The 16,859-nt window shown below is 40.1% G+C and carries 18 protein-coding genes; 9 read left to right on the plus strand and 9 right to left on the minus strand.

The window, feature by feature from the left end; translation table 11 throughout:
* Positions 1 to 86: 86 nt before the first annotated feature.
* Both MURRU_RS15170 and MURRU_RS15175 read left to right on the plus strand, forming a co-directional pair.
* On the plus strand, positions 87 to 725 hold the full coding sequence (locus MURRU_RS15170) for a peroxiredoxin (protein WP_014034357.1): 639 nt from the start codon (positions 87 to 89) through the stop codon (positions 723 to 725).
* Positions 726 to 810: 85 nt separating this feature from the next.
* Positions 811 to 1,005, plus strand: a complete 195-nt coding sequence (locus tag MURRU_RS15175; protein ID WP_014034358.1) for a cold-shock protein — start codon at positions 811 to 813, stop codon at positions 1,003 to 1,005.
* 547 nt (positions 1,006 to 1,552) lie between these two features.
* Here the strand turns inward: MURRU_RS15175 and MURRU_RS15185 are convergent.
* Positions 1,553 to 2,485: a peptidylprolyl isomerase gene (locus MURRU_RS15185; protein ID WP_014034359.1), complete on the minus strand. Its 933-nt coding sequence runs from the start codon at positions 2,483 to 2,485 to the stop codon at positions 1,553 to 1,555.
* Positions 2,486 to 2,882: 397 nt separating this feature from the next.
* Here MURRU_RS15185 and msrA point away from each other — a divergent pair, with 397 nt between their 5' ends.
* Genes msrA through MURRU_RS15200 form a run of 3 tightly spaced genes read left to right on the plus strand, consistent with a single transcriptional unit; the run spans position 2,883 to position 4,366 of the window.
* Positions 2,883 to 3,443 carry a peptide-methionine (S)-S-oxide reductase MsrA gene (msrA, locus tag MURRU_RS15190; protein ID WP_014034360.1) on the plus strand — a complete coding sequence of 187 codons (561 nt, stop codon included), beginning with the start codon at positions 2,883 to 2,885 and terminating at the stop codon, positions 3,441 to 3,443.
* Positions 3,430 to 4,029 carry a GTP cyclohydrolase I FolE gene (gene folE / locus MURRU_RS15195; protein ID WP_014034361.1) on the plus strand — a complete coding sequence of 200 codons (600 nt, stop codon included), beginning with the start codon at positions 3,430 to 3,432 and terminating at the stop codon, positions 4,027 to 4,029. Before msrA ends, folE begins: the two co-directional genes overlap by 14 nt.
* Before the next feature lie 40 nt (positions 4,030 to 4,069).
* Positions 4,070 to 4,366: a hypothetical protein gene (locus tag MURRU_RS15200; protein ID WP_014034362.1), complete on the plus strand. Its 297-nt coding sequence runs from the start codon at positions 4,070 to 4,072 to the stop codon at positions 4,364 to 4,366.
* 118 nt (positions 4,367 to 4,484) lie between these two features.
* On the opposite strand, the gene MURRU_RS15205 is transcribed toward MURRU_RS15200, so the two are convergent.
* From MURRU_RS15205 to MURRU_RS15240, 8 genes are all read right to left on the minus strand, one after another.
* Entirely contained in the window at positions 4,485 to 6,776 is a 2,292-nt protein-coding gene (locus MURRU_RS15205) for a TonB-dependent receptor (protein WP_041801606.1), read from the minus strand.
* 42 nt (positions 6,777 to 6,818) lie between these two features.
* Entirely contained in the window at positions 6,819 to 7,157 is a 339-nt protein-coding gene (locus tag MURRU_RS15210) for a hypothetical protein (RefSeq protein WP_014034364.1), read from the minus strand.
* 54 nt (positions 7,158 to 7,211) lie between these two features.
* Positions 7,212 to 7,727: a DUF6787 family protein gene (locus MURRU_RS15215; RefSeq protein WP_041801608.1), complete on the minus strand. Its 516-nt coding sequence runs from the start codon at positions 7,725 to 7,727 to the stop codon at positions 7,212 to 7,214.
* Between the two features lie 33 nt (positions 7,728 to 7,760).
* Positions 7,761 to 8,219: a DUF6146 family protein gene (locus MURRU_RS15220; protein WP_041801610.1), complete on the minus strand. Its 459-nt coding sequence runs from the start codon at positions 8,217 to 8,219 to the stop codon at positions 7,761 to 7,763.
* A gap of 67 nt (positions 8,220 to 8,286) precedes the next feature.
* Positions 8,287 to 8,928 (minus strand): DUF937 domain-containing protein, encoded by a 642-nt coding sequence (locus MURRU_RS15225; RefSeq protein WP_014034367.1) that lies wholly within the window; start codon positions 8,926 to 8,928, stop codon positions 8,287 to 8,289.
* A gap of 76 nt (positions 8,929 to 9,004) precedes the next feature.
* Positions 9,005 to 9,958, minus strand: coding sequence for a D-2-hydroxyacid dehydrogenase (locus MURRU_RS15230; RefSeq protein WP_014034368.1), 954 nt, complete (start codon positions 9,956 to 9,958; stop codon positions 9,005 to 9,007).
* Between the two features lie 5 nt (positions 9,959 to 9,963).
* The gene (serC, locus tag MURRU_RS15235; RefSeq protein WP_014034369.1) at positions 9,964 to 11,028 is read right to left on the minus strand and encodes a 3-phosphoserine/phosphohydroxythreonine transaminase; all 1,065 of its coding nucleotides are present in this window, start codon (positions 11,026 to 11,028) and stop codon (positions 9,964 to 9,966) included.
* A gap of 71 nt (positions 11,029 to 11,099) precedes the next feature.
* Positions 11,100 to 12,146 carry an acyl-CoA reductase gene (locus MURRU_RS15240; protein WP_014034370.1) on the minus strand — a complete coding sequence of 349 codons (1,047 nt, stop codon included), beginning with the start codon at positions 12,144 to 12,146 and terminating at the stop codon, positions 11,100 to 11,102.
* A gap of 85 nt (positions 12,147 to 12,231) precedes the next feature.
* Between MURRU_RS15240 and MURRU_RS15245 the strand changes: the two genes are divergently transcribed.
* From MURRU_RS15245 to MURRU_RS15260, 4 genes are all read left to right on the plus strand, one after another.
* Positions 12,232 to 12,585, plus strand: a complete 354-nt coding sequence (locus MURRU_RS15245; RefSeq protein WP_014034371.1) for a 4Fe-4S dicluster domain-containing protein — start codon at positions 12,232 to 12,234, stop codon at positions 12,583 to 12,585.
* A 234-nt stretch (positions 12,586 to 12,819) separates the two neighbouring features.
* Positions 12,820 to 13,914 carry a redox-regulated ATPase YchF gene (gene ychF, locus MURRU_RS15250; protein WP_014034372.1) on the plus strand — a complete coding sequence of 365 codons (1,095 nt, stop codon included), beginning with the start codon at positions 12,820 to 12,822 and terminating at the stop codon, positions 13,912 to 13,914.
* A 67-nt stretch (positions 13,915 to 13,981) separates the two neighbouring features.
* A complete protein-coding gene (locus tag MURRU_RS15255) occupies positions 13,982 to 14,884 on the plus strand; it encodes a DMT family transporter (RefSeq protein ID WP_014034373.1) in 903 nt (300 codons plus the stop codon).
* A gap of 102 nt (positions 14,885 to 14,986) precedes the next feature.
* Entirely contained in the window at positions 14,987 to 16,855 is a 1,869-nt protein-coding gene (locus MURRU_RS15260) for a DNA topoisomerase IV subunit B (protein WP_014034374.1), read from the plus strand.
* The last annotated feature ends 4 nt before the right edge of the window (positions 16,856 to 16,859 follow it).

Consider the following 16,859-nt stretch of genomic DNA (forward strand, 5'->3'; position numbering starts at 1 on the left):
CTTTTAACTGATTTTATACGCATTACCCAAATAATCTAGTAATTTTGTAGGGTACTAATTTTTCAAACTTTAAAATCAGAAAATATATGGCAACTTTACGATTGGGAGATACTGCTCCGGACTTTACTGCAGTTACTTCGGAAGGAACACTTAATTTTTATGAATACCTTGGTGATAGTTGGGGGATTCTATTTTCTCACCCTGCTGACTTTACTCCTGTTTGTACCACCGAACTGGGTACTGCTGCCAAGTTTAAGGATGAGTTCGACAAAAGAAACGTAAAGATGATGGCATTGAGTGTTGACGGGGCCGCATCTCACATGGAATGGATCAAGGACATCAACGAGACCCAAAATACCAAGGTCAACTTTCCTATAGTTGCCGATGTGGAAAGAAAGGTTTCCGATCTTTACGATATGATTCACCCCAATGCGGACGATACACTTACTGTACGATCAGTGTTTATTGTGGGTCCCGATAAAAAAATCAAACTTACATTAACATATCCTGCCTCGACCGGACGTAATTTTTACGAATTGTTGCGCGTAGTGGATTCTTTGCAATTAACGGCAAACCATAAAGTGGCTACTCCGGCAAACTGGAAAAATGGGGAAAAAGTCGTGGTAAGTCCATCTATACCTACCGAAGAGGCCAAAGGAATTTTTACCAAAGGTGTGGAAGAAATTAAGCCATACCTGCGTTTGACGCCTGATCCAACCACATAATTATTTTATTTTTAAGAAAAAAAAACTGATTCTCAATAAATTAAATGTACCTTTGTAGCTCAATTAATTTTTTTCAATTTATATTATGAGTAAAGGAACAGTAAAATTCTTCAATGATTCTAAAGGTTATGGATTTATCACTGAAGATGGTTCAAACACAGATCACTTCGTACACATTTCTGGTTTAATCGATGAAATTAGAGAAGGTGACGTTGTAGAATTCGAACTACAACAAGGTAAAAAAGGATTAAACGCCGTTAATGTACAAGTTGCGGATTAAGTTATAACATACTTTTTTATAGAGACAAAGCCTGGGCAGTGCCCGGGTTTTTTTTTGCAATTTTTTTTGAATCTCACGCAACCATTTATTTTTTTACTATCTAAGCTATAAACACACTGTTCCCCATAACCATTAAATCCAATATAAATGAACACTTTTTTTGGAGTACTCTCGTTCCTTTTAATCGTAAATGCCCTGCTGTTGTTGTGGAGTGTAAACGGTTCCCAAAAGTAACTTAAAAAGGTTTTTAGGCAATAGGTAGGGTTTTTTACCGTTGGATTGTTACGTAATAAACACGTTACAACCATGACCACTTTTTTCAGCATTCTAATTTCATTACTTGCCCTTAATCTTTGTTTGCTTTTATTGAGTGTAAATAGGGCCAAATAAAAGAGGTTGTCTAAAATGTCGATTTTCGTCAACCTGAACTTGATTCAGGTTCTCATAGTGATTTGTTTATCAGTATGATGAGATTCTGAAATAAATTCAGAATGACGTGTTTCAATACTTTTTAGACAACCTCTTTTATATATTCTTGTGAATTTTGTTATTTCATGTTCACCAGTTCCACATCAAAAATAAGTGTTGCGTTCGGAGGAATAACCCCTCCTGCGCCTGTGCTTCCGTAAGCCAAATGGGATGGAATTACAAAACGGGCCTTGTCACCTACCTGCAATAGGCTAATTCCTTCGTCCCAACCCGGGATTACCTGTCCAATACCCAAAACAAAATCAATGGGTTGGTTTCTTTTATAGGAGGAGTCAAAAATTTGTCCGTTGGTCAATGCACCTTCATAATGAACGGAAACGGTTTTACCTTTTTCAGCTTTGGCACCACTTCCCTTTTGAATCATTTTATAACGCAGCCCACTATCGGTCTTGTCAAACCCAGCGGCCAATTTTTCCATTTCTGCCTCTGCGGCAGCTTTTTGTTCGGCAATCCGCTTTTCCCTGGCTCCTTCAAAAACCCTGAAGGCTTCTATGGCATTCCAGTTTTTGGCTTCATCTCCAACCCTAACAATTTCTAAAGTTTCAATAGCATCGCCTTGAGCAATGGAATCCACAATATCCTGGCCTTCTTGTACACGACCAAATATAGTATGTTTGTTATCTAACCAAGGGGTAGCCACGTGCGTAATAAAAAACTGGCTTCCATTGGTGCCGGGTCCGGCATTGGCCATGGATAATACTCCTGGACCATCGTGTACCAGATCGGGGTGGAACTCATCATCAAACTTATAACCTGGGTCTCCAGTTCCGGTTCCGGTTGGGCACCCGCCTTGGATCATAAAATCGGCGATTACCCTATGAAATTTTAGCCCGTCATAATATGGTTTGCCCTGTGGTCTTACACTGTTTTCCATATTTCCTTCGGCCAATGCAACAAAGTTGCCAACAGTTCCCGGTGTTTTATCGTGGGTAAGTTTTACCAGTATTTCCCCTTTGGTAGTATTAAATTTTGCGTAGATTCCGTCTTGCATTGTATGTTGATTATTATGTTATTAAAAACTAAATTCTCGGATTTTTCCAAGGATGCAAAGGTAGGGGTTTATGGTCAAAGGCAAAAGCAGGAACTGTGGTGTAAAGGGTTTACTATCTACCATAAATTCCCCACCTGTTCAATTATATTGGTGCAACATTGCTGTACACAAAGGTTTTACCAATATAATTGTAGAATGATTTGAATATGTATTGCCCTTTTCAGTAATTGGGCAGGGAACTACCCATTAAGGTAGAAGATTACATTTTTTTATGCCTGATTTCTGCTAGAAAATAGTAAACGTATAATTTTGACGATAATTTCGACCAAGGATTATATAAATATTTGCTAGAATTCAATTTCTCAATCAAATATTGTTTAACTTTGAATCAAAATACATGAACAAAAATAATTTAAAATTGGAAACCGCAATATTTGCCGGGGGGTGTTTTTGGTGTACGGAAGCTGTTTTTCAGCGACTTAATGGAGTAGAGGAGGTGGTTTCCGGTTATACGGGTGGAACCATTAAAAATCCAGCATATAGGGAGATTGCTACTGGAAGAACAGGACATGCCGAGGGGGTAAAAATAGCATTTGATGCTTCACAAATATCGTATGAAGAGTTATTGGAAGTTTTTTTTGCTACTCACGACCCCACAACATTGAATCGTCAAGGAAATGATGTGGGCACGCAATATCGCAGCGAAATTTTCTATACTACTGCGGAACAAAAACAATTGGCAGAGGACTTTATCAAACTTTTGGAAAAAGAAAAAGTGTTCGATTCCCCAATTGTAACAGCAATATCTGCTGAAAAACCCTTTTATTTGGCAGAAGAAGACCATCATAATTATTACAACCAACATAGGCAACAACCGTATTGTCAAATCATAATTGATCCCAAGATCAAAAAACTGAACAACTATTTTTCAAAAAAACTTAAGCATGGCACCCTATAGAAACCTCGAAGAGTATAATATTGAAATTACCAATGAGGTAAAAGAGCATTTCTCAAAAATAGTGGAGGATATTGGGGAGGATGTAACCCGAGAGGGGCTTTTAAAAACACCTGAACGTGCCGCAAAAGCTATGCTTTTCTTAACGCAAGGTTACAAACAAAATGCAGAGGAAATTCTTAAAGGCGCCATGTTTGCAGAGGATTATGACGATATGGTCATAATAAAGGATATTGAGCTTTATTCGCTTTGTGAGCACCACATGCTGCCATTTTTTGGCAAAGCCCATGTAGCTTACATCCCCAACGGACATATTGTAGGTTTGAGCAAAATTCCCCGAATAGTAGATGTTTTTGCCCGTAGGTTGCAGGTGCAGGAACGGTTGACGCACGATATTCTGGAATGCATCAACAAAACATTAAAACCCAAAGGCGTTGCCGTTGTAATAGAAGCCGCCCACATGTGCATGATGATGCGCGGTGTGCAAAAACAAAATTCTGTGACGACAACCTCGGGTTTTAGAGGACAATTTGAAAAAATTGAGACCCGAAACGAATTTTTAAAGCTGATTAGCTCCGATTTGTCATAAACAGCTTTTTCAATTAAGCGGGAATCGCTAATTTTCCCCTATGACAGAAGAAAAGGATAACAAGTATCGCAATCTTATTTTGGGATTGTTATTTGATGGTATCGGGATGATATCGTATGCAATTCCCGGAATAGGGGAGTTTTCCGATGTAATTTGGGCACCCGTTGCGGGATGGCTCATGACCAGACTTTACAAGGGCAGGGTAGGGCAGGCTGCAGGTTTGGTGACTTTTGCCGAGGAGTTGGTGCCTGGTATGGACGTCATCCCCACTTTTACCTTGACCTGGATTTATACTTATTTTTTGAGCAAGAAAAAAGGCCAACCTAAAAAAGATTGACCTTGAATTTATTCTGATTTGATTTAGAAAGAACTTGTTCTCGATACAATTTTCTTCGCTATACTCGAAAATTACTCGAACTGACGATTTTCAATTTATAATTTCTACCGATTTATTTTCACAAAGGAATATTCAAGTTGAAAGAAATATTTCTTCCAATATTGGCAATACCATCTGCCTTTAATCTGGACAAGTGTGAGATATAGTTCTTATCAAAAAGGTTATTTCCTGTAATGGAATATCCCACTTTTTGGTTGAAGATTCGTATATCACCGCCCACACCAACATTAAATAGATTATACCTTGAAGTAGGAGTTTCAAAATCTGCTACTTTATTTTGGTCAAAAAAGGTTTGAAGCGTTACAAATGCATAGTATTTATAATCTTGGTTTTTATTCCATTCCACTCTAAAAGTATTTGTCCAACGGTTGGCCGGAATCAAGGGCAGGTCGGATTTATCTTCCAATTCACCAAAAACAATATCGTAACTACTTTCTAAATGGAGCCAATCCAAAGGATGGGGATGTAAATGGAATCCGAACTCACCACCGTACAAGGTCGCATTTTGCTGTTGGAAATTATATATCGGATCCAATTCCCTAAACTCTCCTGTAGGTTCTAGATAGATATAATCGTTTATGATATTATAAAATGTATTGACGTAAGCTTCAATATGCTTGTTTCCATACTCCAAAGCCAAATCCACTTGAAAATTCTGTTCGCTATCCAAGTCTGGATTTCCGATTTCCACTCGGTTCGCTCCGCTGTGCAAGCCATTCGAGGTCAATTCCGATAGGTTAGGGGCCCTAAAGCCTGTAGCCAGGTTCAAACGGCCCATCACGTTTTGAGTCAGGTCCATTCGGTAACCCACAGCAGCATTGAAACTGTTGAAATCCTTGTTTAAAGCAGGAATGTACTCTTCATCCCCTTCGATACCACTTTCTTCACCATTGATAGATCTAAGGTCGTAACGCAATCCAATTTGCAAATCACTATTGTTGAAATGTATGTGAGAAGTGGCCAAAACTCCAAAATCGTTTGTTGTAGCATTGGGAACCAACACTTCTTCCCCAAAGTTTTCATTGGTTTGATGCATTCCCTGAACTCCAAAAATGGTCGTCATTTTCCCCCATTGTGGGTTAAATTGAATGTTGTAGTTCAAGGTGCTCAAACGCATATCCAAAGCAGCTCCTTCTCCTTCTTCATGCTCTTCCTCCGCATGTTCCTCTTCGGTATGCTCTTCGCCTTCATGTTCCTCACCTTCGTGCTCCTCCTCGTGATGGTGTTCTTCAAACTCTTTTCTATTATTGACTGTATACCCAAAAGTGGCCTCTAAACTCGATTTTTTAAAAAAGAAATTGTTTTTGGAACTTATAATATGCGTGGAAAGCTCTTGGTAGGGCATCAAAGGATCCCGGTCGTTGTTCTGAACCCCAATTTCTTCAGGAATACCAAGCTCCGAAGCATTGTAATTGTATCGGAGTTCAGTCTTAAATTTAGATGCTTGGTAGGCAAGACCCGTTTTTAAATCCGCTTCGTTAAACCTAGAATTTGTAACGCTAGTTCCATCGCCAGTTTCATAATCGGCATTGGTAGCATAAGCACCACGTACCAAAAACTTTAATTTTTCTCCAGATGTCTTAAACCCTGCATTGGCATTATACCCCAAGGTATTGGTAAAATACCTCATGTTTACATCTCCAGAAGTTTCGCCGGAGGCTTCAAACTTTTCTGGGTTTAAATATAGTACACCGCCCAAGGCATCGGAACCATATAGCAAAGATGCTGGGCCTTTAATGACCTCTACACTGGAAATTCCCGCATCGTTGATACCCAAGCCATGTTCACCACCATATTGCTGATTTTCCAAACGAACACCTTGCGTGTACACCAACACACGGTTAAAACTCAAACCACGTATAACGGGTTTTCCGATTCCCACACCCGTAGAAACCGATGATACCCCTGGGATATTCGTAATTCCTTCGGATAGGGTTATGCCGCCTTGTTGTTTCAGTTCTTCCATGGATTTTTGTTCCACCTTCATCACGTTTTCACGCTGTAATTTATGGAAAGGGGTAGACAGTACCACTTCATCCATTTCTATGGCCGATGGAGACATCTGATAATCAAATTGGTTGTTTTCAGAGTTGATTTCTATGGAAGTTGAATAGGTTTCAAATCCTATGTAAGATATAACGAGCTTATAGTTTCCTTCAGGAAGGTTTTTGAGGGAATAGTTTCCATTTTGATCAGTAACCGTTCCGTTTTCCAATTGAGGAATGTAAACGGAAACTTGTTCCAAAGGTTCGCCAGTTTCAGCGTCCAATATCTTACCTGATAATGTATTTTGAGTATATGCAAATAAGGGAACCAATGCTAAAAGCATTGAAATATATAGTTGTTTCATTGTAAAAAATAAATGGTTTTTAAAAAAATTAAATCAATCTTACTATGAAACAGATGGAGGACCGCGTAAAGCCTGGAAAGAAATTTTGTGCGGCTTATAAACAAATGTGTAATTGATGGTCGTGTACCTTATTTCGGGTATCTCGACCGGAATGTAAGTTAAAGAAGAATTGAAGAGTACCTTATTGGCAAGGGTGAAATCATGAAAATCACAATCCAGATTGGCATCGTGAATATGATTTGTGCCATAGGCTATACATTGGTTTTCTTGGTTATGCTCATACAAAGCATGTCCCAATTTTATAACGGATGGAGCTAAAATTGCTGCCACCATTACAAGGGAAACAAAGATGAGTATACGTTTATGGAGGTTGGTAAACATACTTCACAAAAGTAACCAAGGCACCTACTCTTTTTATGTTAAAAAAATTATAAACTATGAAAAGAAAGCACCTAACCCCATGCGCTTAAGCATCTTTTTCTCAAAATCCCAAAAAAATTGATACTGACCGAACAACCAGCCAATAAAAACAAGGAGAATTTGGTAGATGGGAAAAATCAATAGGATTCGGAGTGCCCAATACACTGCAGAGTGTACATTTTCACTATCCAATCCGATCCAATGGACCAAGGGACCGGCCAATTTACCGGAAAGACTGCCTGTAATCGCAAAAACAATGAAAATGGCGATCATTTCCCATTTATAGTCCACTTTCCATTTGTTTTCCACTTTTTTAAAGCACCATAGGAAAAACTTTATCAAAATAACATGCAAAAGCAATGTAATCCCAATGGTAAAGAACCATTCAAAAATTGTGTTGTTTAGTCCAAAAGCGTGTAATAGGCTCCGAGAAATGGTATAAGAGGTAAGTAAAACCAATAGGGTGCCCAAAATGGGAAAAAGCATTTGCCAGTTTTTCTGGATTTCCCAACGCTGCTTTATTTTTTGCATTATCTCAATATAATTGAGGGCAAAAATAACAATTTAAATTCTTGGCAGAAAAGGACCTAGCCGCTGGTTATATTTTCTTTGAAAATAAATGAAGTAGTTATAGAGTTTATAGTTGACCTCGTAACCATAATCAATATTAGAATCATAATTGATTTGCATTTCGTAAAGGTTGGGGTTAAACCTATTGGGCTGCAATACCCTTTGATTCCAAGTAATTACCATGATTGCATTTCTATTTTCCAAGAATGATTGGGAATAGTAGCCCTCTGGTTTTGCAATGGAATTTAACCAAGTGTAGAACCCCGGCTCTATGATGATGATTTCATATTCGGTTTCGTCATCTGCGATTTCAACGGGTTTCTCGTCATCAGAATCAAAAAGGGCTTTTTCTTGGTTTGAAACATCCAAGGTCGATTTTTGCGAGGTACAAGAAATCAGACCAAAACAAAGTACCAAACAAAACAATAATGTATTTATAAGCTTCTTTTTCATCTTATTAAGATACAAAAAAGCCACTTGAAAATTCAAATGGCTTTGTTAAATATCGTTAGGTTGAATTTTATTTTCCGAAAAGCCCGCCCAGCATTCCACCAAGACCGCCTTTTTGCTTACCTCCACTATTTAGGGCTATTCCGGCCAAATCGTCAATAACGCTGCCATCACCATCACTATCCAAAAAAGTTTCTACTAGGGATTGTTGTTTGGCAGCTGTTTTACCACCGCCCATTAGTCCTCCCAATAAACCATTTAGGCCTTCGGGACTGTTTACGTTTTGTTGCTTGGTCTGTTTTCCCAAATAGCCCAAAATAATTGGGGCAGCAATTTTTAATATTTGAGAGATTGTACCGGCATCGATACCTGATTTACTGCTCAAAGCATTTTCTACTTGGGGTTGTTTGGATCCAAGGATATGGCCCAAGATTCCGGCACCATCATCCATTACATTTTGGTCCACACCACCTCCAAAAAGGCCTCCCAAATCATCCAATATACCACCATCGTGTTTAGAGGAAAGGGCATCCATGAGTCCTTGCGCACCTCCCGGGGTTGATGCATTCTTTTTCATGGCACCCATTAAAAGAGGCATGGCCATGCTCAAAACATCTGCTGTTTTGCTTTCTGGTTGTCCTGTTTGACCAGCTACACCACTGACCAATTGTTTGCCCATTGGGCTATTTATCAAATCCAATAATCCTGACATTGTGTTAGTGTTAAGGTTAAAGTGACAATGTACAAAAAAGTGGGTTTTGAAAAGGTGTTTCCATTCAGAAATACCATCACTTTAGCAATTTGATAACTTTTTGTGCCAATTCGATTCCGATACGTTGCTGTGCTTCGATTGTAGAACCACCAACATGGGGGCTGAGGGAAATCTTGGGATTCATCAATATTTTGATTTCTGGATTGGGTTCTGACTCAAACACATCAAGTCCTGCAAAGGCCAAGTGGTCGGAATCCAAAGCCTCAACCAAGGCAACTTCATCCAAAACACCACCGCGAGAGGTGTTTACGATTCCAGAACCTGGTTTCATGAGTGCCAATTCTTTTTTGCCAATCAGGTATTTTTCTTGCGATGGTACGTGTAGGCTCACAAAATCTGAATTCGCGAGTACTTCTTTTAAATCTTTACTTTTTAAAACGAAATCGACGGATTGTCCATCAAAATAAGAAAGGGTTATGGTCGCTTCTTTGGTATGATGGTCTGTAAATAGAACCTCCATACCCAAAGCAAGCGCAATTTTAGCGGTAGCTTGGCCAATTCTGCCAAAACCTACTATTCCCAAGACTTTTCCGCGAAGTTCAACACCTGCCGAGTAACTCTTTTTGAGTTGTTTAAATTGACTATCACCTTCCAAAGGCATGTTTCTGTTGGAATCGTGCAAAAAGCGGACCCCATTGAGCAAATGCGCAAAAACCAGTTCAGCTACCGATTCCGAAGATGCTTCGGGCGTGTTGAACACATGAATGTCTTTGGATTTTGCATATTTCACATCAATATTGTCCAAACCAACACCACCGCGGCCAATCAACTTTAAGCTTGGGCAGTCGTCAATTAACTTTTTGTCAACCTTTGTAGCGCTACGCACCAAAAGTGCTTCAATTTTGTTTTTGTTGATATAATTTGCCAATTGCTCTTCGGCAACCCTTGTATTTTTTACTTCGAAACCTTCTTTTTCAAGCAAGTCGATTCCTGATTGGGCCAAGCCGTCATTCGCTAAAATATTCGCCATTAAAATTATCCTTTCTTTTCGAGTTCACTCATTATATCTACCAACACGCCTACACTTTCCATAGGAAGTGCGTTGTACATGGAAGCGCGGTAACCACCAACTGAGCGGTGGCCGTTGATTCCGTTTATTCCTGCTTCTTTGCACATTTCATCAAACACATCTTTTAATTCATCATCGGTGATGTTGAAGGTGGCATTCATATTAGAGCGGTCTTCTTTGGCGGCAATTCCGGAGAAAACAGGATTGAGTTCAATTTCGGAATAAATTAGGTTGGCCTTGCGTTCGTTGATTTCCTCGATAGCTGGGATTCCTCCCAAGTCTTTTAACCATTGCATGGTCAGCATGGAAACGTACACCGCAAAAACTGGAGGAGTGTTAAACATACTGTCTTTTGCCACATGTACGGAATAATCCAGCATTGATGGTATTTTTCGGGATACTTTGCCTAAAATATCCTCCTTTACAACCACAAGTGTTGTTCCGGCAGGGCCCATATTTTTCTGTGCCCCCGCATAAATCAAATCAAACTGAGAAAAATCGAGCTGTCTGGAAAAGATATCGGAGCTCATATCGCACACCAAGGGCACATCGGTTTTAGGGAACTTTTTGTACTGCGTCCCATAAATGGTGTTATTAGATGTTAGGTGCAGATAATCCAAATCGGAGGGAATATCGAACCCCTTCGGAATATGGTTGAAATTATCCTTTTGGGAAGATGCTACTTCCACAATATCGCCGAACAAGCGAGCTTCCTTAATGGCTTTTTGGCTCCATGTTCCCGTGTTTACATATCCTGCCTTTTTATCCAAAAAGTTATAGGCGGTCATTAAGAATTGCATACTTGCGCCTCCCTGAAGGAACAAAGCTTGGTACCCTTTGCCTTCGAGTCCCAAAAGCTCCAGGGCAAGGGCTCTCGCTTTTTCCATAATGCCCACAAACTCTTTGCTGCGGTGGGAGATTTCTATAAGTGAAAGACCAATGCCGTCCAGTTCAATAACGGCTTCGGATGCCTTTTGCATTACCTCTGCGGGCAAAATGCAAGGGCCTGCGCTAAAATTGTGCTTTTTCATTTCCTTGGTTTAAGGGGTAAAGGTCTAAAAAATTGTTGGATCTATAAACCATTGCGAAGGTTAGGGTTTTCTTAAAGTTGAAGGAGAAATTGCATGGTGTCGATTCCGTCCGCGTAGTCGTTAAGGTTTGGTTTTTGGGTTTCTCCAAATTTCACTTCGTTTTCTCCCGCAGCACTAGAAACCATACATTGAATTTGTTCTTCAAGTTCTTCCAATTCTTTTCTCAAACTTGATTCATCATCATAGTGGGAATAATACAACACAGAAATGGGAGAGGTGAGCCCTTTGTCTTCCTTCAAAAGCATAAAGCCATTGTCCAAAATCTTAAACTGACTCATCAAATAAACGGCTTTGTTGTAGTCATAGTTATTGGCATATTTATGTTGATGAATGATATCTTTGTAATCGTAAAGCGCTTTGTACAAGGTATCAAAATCATAACTTTTGGGCACAAATAGTTTGGATACATTGCGGCAACCCAATCCGTAGTACCGAAAAATATCCTCGCCAAGTGATTTTAGTTCTTCTTCGGATTCATTTCCAGTTAGTATTGCAACGGAATTTCTGTTTTTTCGTATGATGTTGGGTTTATTGCCAAAATAATATTCAAAATAACGGCTTGTGTTATTACTTCCCGTTGCGATAACAGCATCGAAATTTTCTAGCTTTCCATCAACGAACTCAATTTTATCAGCTAGTGAGGCTTCTTGTTGAATCAAGTATTTTGACAGGTATGGAAGTAACATCTTGTCGTTGGAAGATAGTTTGGCCAACACCTTGTTGCCCGAGAGCAATACGCATAAAAAATCATGAAAACCGACCAAAGGAATATTGCCCGCCATCACGATACCTATTGTTTTTGGCGCATTATTCGAATCAAAAGTATAATCGTACAACCATTCCCTGAGATTTTCTTCTGTAAGCAAATGCCCCCATTGCTTTAGAGAAAACAATATGTTATCCTCGGTAAACCACCCGTTGTGGTGTCGCGCTTGCACAACGATTTCCTTCAGTTCCGAATCGACTTTATCGGTCTTGGAATAACAATTATCACAAAAATCCGTTAAGTATTTTCCAAGTTTAACAAAAGCAGTTATGGTATTTGTATCTGATGCCATTAAATTTGTACACTAAATTACTAGGGTTTATTTTTGTCAAAAGTAAGCATGCTGATAAGAATCAGCCCAAAAGGAAAAGAAAATTATGGCAATTATTATAACAGATGAGTGCATAAACTGTGGTGCTTGCGAGCCAGAATGCCCGAACACAGCAATTTATGAAGGTGCGGATGAATGGAGATATAGTGATGGAACTTCGCTGACCGGCGACGTAGTCTTGCCCAATGGCAAAGAGGTCAATGCCGATGAAGTTCAAGAACCTGTTAGCGATGAGCTTTATTATATAGTTCCGGATAAATGCACGGAATGCCAAGGATTTCACGAAGAACCCCAATGTGCAGCGGTATGTCCCGTTGATTGTTGTGTTCCCGATGAAGACCACGTAGAAAGTGAAGAAGAACTATTGGGCAAGCAAAAGTTTATGCACCCCGATGGTTAAGCAATAAAAAACATTTAATTTAGCCCCGAACCAAGGTTCGGGGTTTTTTTATGCAAGAAAAAGAGAAAGTATACAAAGGTATTTGGAAACAAGCGGGATGCATATTGTCCTTGATTGCCATTTTTGGTATCATAGCCTTGGTTGTAATAGGTTTCTATTTACTCATTCAAGGTTATTAAGTTCCATAACCAAAACTTCAACTTATATTTGCAGCCTCAAAACACAAGAATTTAGATGAAAGCAGGTATTGTAGGATTGCCCAACGTAGGAAAATCAACACTTTTTAACTGTTTGTCCAATGCAAAGGCACAAAGTGCCAACTTCCCTTTTTGTACCATAGAACCCAATATTGGTGTGGTGAACGTGCCCGACCAACGCTTGGAGAAATTGGAAGAATTGGTGAATCCCGAACGTGTTCTTCCAGCTACTGTGGAAATTGTGGACATTGCCGGTTTGGTAAAAGGTGCCAGCAAAGGAGAGGGACTTGGAAACCAGTTTTTGGGGAATATTCGCGAAACCGATGCTATTCTGCACGTACTTCGCTGTTTTGATAATGACAATGTGGTTCATGTCGATGGTTCGGTAGACCCAATTCGGGACAAGGAGACCATTGATATGGAATTGCAGCTAAAGGATTTGGAAAGTGTTGAGAAAAAGCTGGATAAAGTAAAGCGTGCAGCCAAAACAGGCAATAAAGAAGCCCAAAAGGAAGAAGCGGTACTTTCTGCACTAAAAGAAGGTCTGGAAGCCGGAAAATCGGTCAGAGCCATTGAAATTAGCGAAGATGGCCGGGAAGAATTTGTAAAACCATTGCAGTTGATCACGGACAAGCCCGTAATGTATGTTTGTAATGTAGATGAAAGCTCAGCCGTTGATGGCAATGCATATGTTGAAAAAGTAAAAGAAGCTGTGTCCGATGAAAATGCAGAGGTTATTTTTTTAGCTGTGGGCACTGAGGCCGATATCACCGAATTGGAATCTTACGAAGAGCGCCAAATGTTCTTGGAAGATATCGGACTTTCCGAACCAGGTTCCGCCAAATTGATTCGTGGAGCCTACAGATTACTCGAATTGGATACTTATTTCACTGCTGGAGAAAAAGAAGTCCGCGCGTGGACCATTCCTGTTGGGGCCACGGCACCACAAGCTGCAGGTGTTATCCATACCGATTTTGAAAAAGGCTTTATCCGTGCCGAGGTCATTGCTTACGACGATTACGTAAAATATGGCAGCGAAGCCAAAGTAAAAGAAGCTGGCCGTATGCGCGTAGAAGGCAAAGAATACATTGTTAAGGACGGTGATGTGATGCACTTTAGGTTTAATGTGTAGCCGCTGGGCATTGTAATCAACACCATTTACTACATTCTAGTTTACGGGTATAAAATAGCTTTGCCACATGTCCAGTAAAAGCTTGGGAATTTTATACGGTGTTTTGGGGGTAGTACTGTTCTCCTCCAAGGCCGTTATGGTGAAACTGGCTTACCGTTACGATGTGGACACCTTGGATTTACTACTGTTTCGGATGCTGTTTTCCCTACCGTTCTATGTTTTTATTCTCTTTTTGATTCGAAAAAAATCGTCAAAAACAACAATTGTTGCCAGAGATTATGCATGGCTCTTTCTTTTTGGCTTTGTCGGTTATTATTTGGCCAGTTATTTTGATTTTTTGGGACTGAATTACATCAAGGCGGGATTGGAGCGTATCATTTTATTTGTGTACCCTACCATTGTCGTATTTCTTACCTGGTTGATTTTTAGGAAAAAAATAACTCGGGTTCAATTTGTTGCTATTCTTATCACCTATCTAGGTGTGCTCATTACTTTTTGGGATGAATTGGACATCACGGGAAACAAAGTGTTGTTAGGCGGATTTTTGGTTTTGTTGAGCGCCATAACTTATGCCTCTTATTTAGTGGGCAGTGGTTGGTTGATTCCTAAATTCGGAGTGCTTCGATTTACCTGCTACGCGATGATCGTATCCACCATTTGTATTGTGATACATTATTTGGTGGCGGGCAACTGGGAATTTGCGAATTACCCATGGCCAGTGTACGCTTATGGTTTGGCCATGGCCATTTTTGCCACTTTGATTCCATCCTTTTTGGTTTCAGCCGCAATCGAAAGACTGGGAGCTTCCAATTTTTCAATTTTGGGAAGTTTGGGACCCATTTCCACGATTTTGCTTGCCTTTGTGTTTTTGGACGAAAAACTCACGAATTGGCAGTTGGTTGGAATGTTGATTGTTATTTTTGGAGTGACATATCTATCAATCCAAGGAAAAAAGCGGGCTAACGGCTGATATATATTAACAATTATTGTTATCTATTGTTGATTACTTTCTACCGTACACCCTTTTATTTTTGCTCCTAAATTTTATATTGCAATGATTAACCCTTAACTAATGGCAGACACCCAATATACTGAGGATAATATCCGTTCGCTGGACTGGAAGGAGCATATTCGTATGCGTCCAGGAATGTACATTGGAAAATTGGGCGACGGTTCCTCTGCGGATGATGGTATTTATATTCTCTTAAAAGAAGTTCTCGATAACTCCATCGATGAATTTGTGATGGGAGCCGGGAAGACCATCGAAATCACTATAAAGGAAAATACCGTTCACGTACGCGATTACGGTCGTGGCATTCCGCTGGGAAAAGTGGTGGACGTTGTTTCCAAAATGAACACAGGTGGTAAATACGATACCCGGGCCTTTAAAAAATCTGTAGGACTGAACGGGGTAGGTACCAAAGCTGTGAATGCACTTTCCTCTTATTTTAGGGTAGAATCCAACCGGGACGGGCAATCCAAGTCAGCAGAGTTTGAGACAGGAAATTTGGTCAACGAAGAACTTTTGGAGGAATCTTCCCGAAGAAAGGGGACCAAGGTGAGTTTCACTCCAGATGAATCCATCTTTAAAAAATACAAATACCGCAATGAGTATGTGGAACGCATGCTCAAATACTACGTTTACCTGAATCCTGGGTTGACCATCGTTTTCAATGGCGAAAAATTCCATTCGGATAATGGCCTAAAGGATTTGTTGGAGGACAACAACAACGAAGAAGACTTTTTATATCCGGTAATTCATCTCAAAGGCGATGATATTGAAGTGGCGATGACCCACAGCAAAACCCAGTATAGTGAGGAGTACCATTCTTTTGTGAATGGACAGCACACCACACAAGGAGGAACACATCAATCCGCATTTAGGGAAGCTATCGTGAAAACCATTCGTGATTTCTACGGTAAAAACTACGATGCTTCCGATGTTCGTAAATCCATCATATCCGCAGTTTCCATCAAAGTAATGGAGCCCGTATTCGAGAGCCAGACCAAGACCAAATTGGGTTCTACCGATATGGGGGGCGATCTGCCCACTGTCCGCACCTATATCAATGATTTTATAGGGACACATTTGGACAACTACCTCCATAAGAACCAAGCAACTGCCGATGTTCTTCAAAAGAAAATTGTTCAGGCCGAGAAAGAACGTAAAGAACTCTCAGGGATTCGAAAATTGGCCAGAGACCGTGCCAAGAAAGCCAGTCTTCACAATAAAAAGCTACGAGATTGCCGCGTCCATCTACAGGACATGAAAAAAGATCGACGCTTGGAGACCACCTTGTTTATTACCGAAGGGGATTCCGCATCGGGTTCCATTACCAAATCCCGCGATGTAAATACCCAGGCCGTATTCAGCCTACGAGGTAAACCGTTGAACTCCTATGGAATGTCCAAAAAGATTGTATACGAGAACGAGGAGTTCAATTTGTTGCAAGCGGCACTTAACATCGAGGATTCTATGGAAGAGCTGCGATACAACAATATTGTAATCGCTACGGATGCCGATGTGGACGGAATGCACATTCGCCTATTGCTGATTACCTTCTTTTTGCAATTTTTCCCGGAATTGATCAAAGAAAACCACTTATATATTCTTCAAACCCCATTATTTAGGGTGCGCAATAAAAAAGAAACCATTTATTGTTACAGTGATGAAGAGCGAAGAAATGCTATTGAAAAACTTACCGGGAAACCAGAAATTACCCGATTTAAGGGATTGGGTGAAATTTCTCCGGATGAGTTTAAAAATTTTATAGGTGATGATATCCGTTTGGAACCTGTTATGCTGGACAAGGCGATGAGCATAGATGCCCTGTTGAAATTTTATATGGGGAAAAATACGCCGGATAGACAGGAATTCATTATCAACAACCTTAAGGTGGAACTTGACCTTGTTGAAGAAAACCAACTGCAACCCAAATAAATGC

Source organism: Allomuricauda ruestringensis DSM 13258 (genome assembly GCF_000224085.1).
Lineage (GTDB): Bacteria > Bacteroidota > Bacteroidia > Flavobacteriales > Flavobacteriaceae > Flagellimonas > Flagellimonas ruestringensis.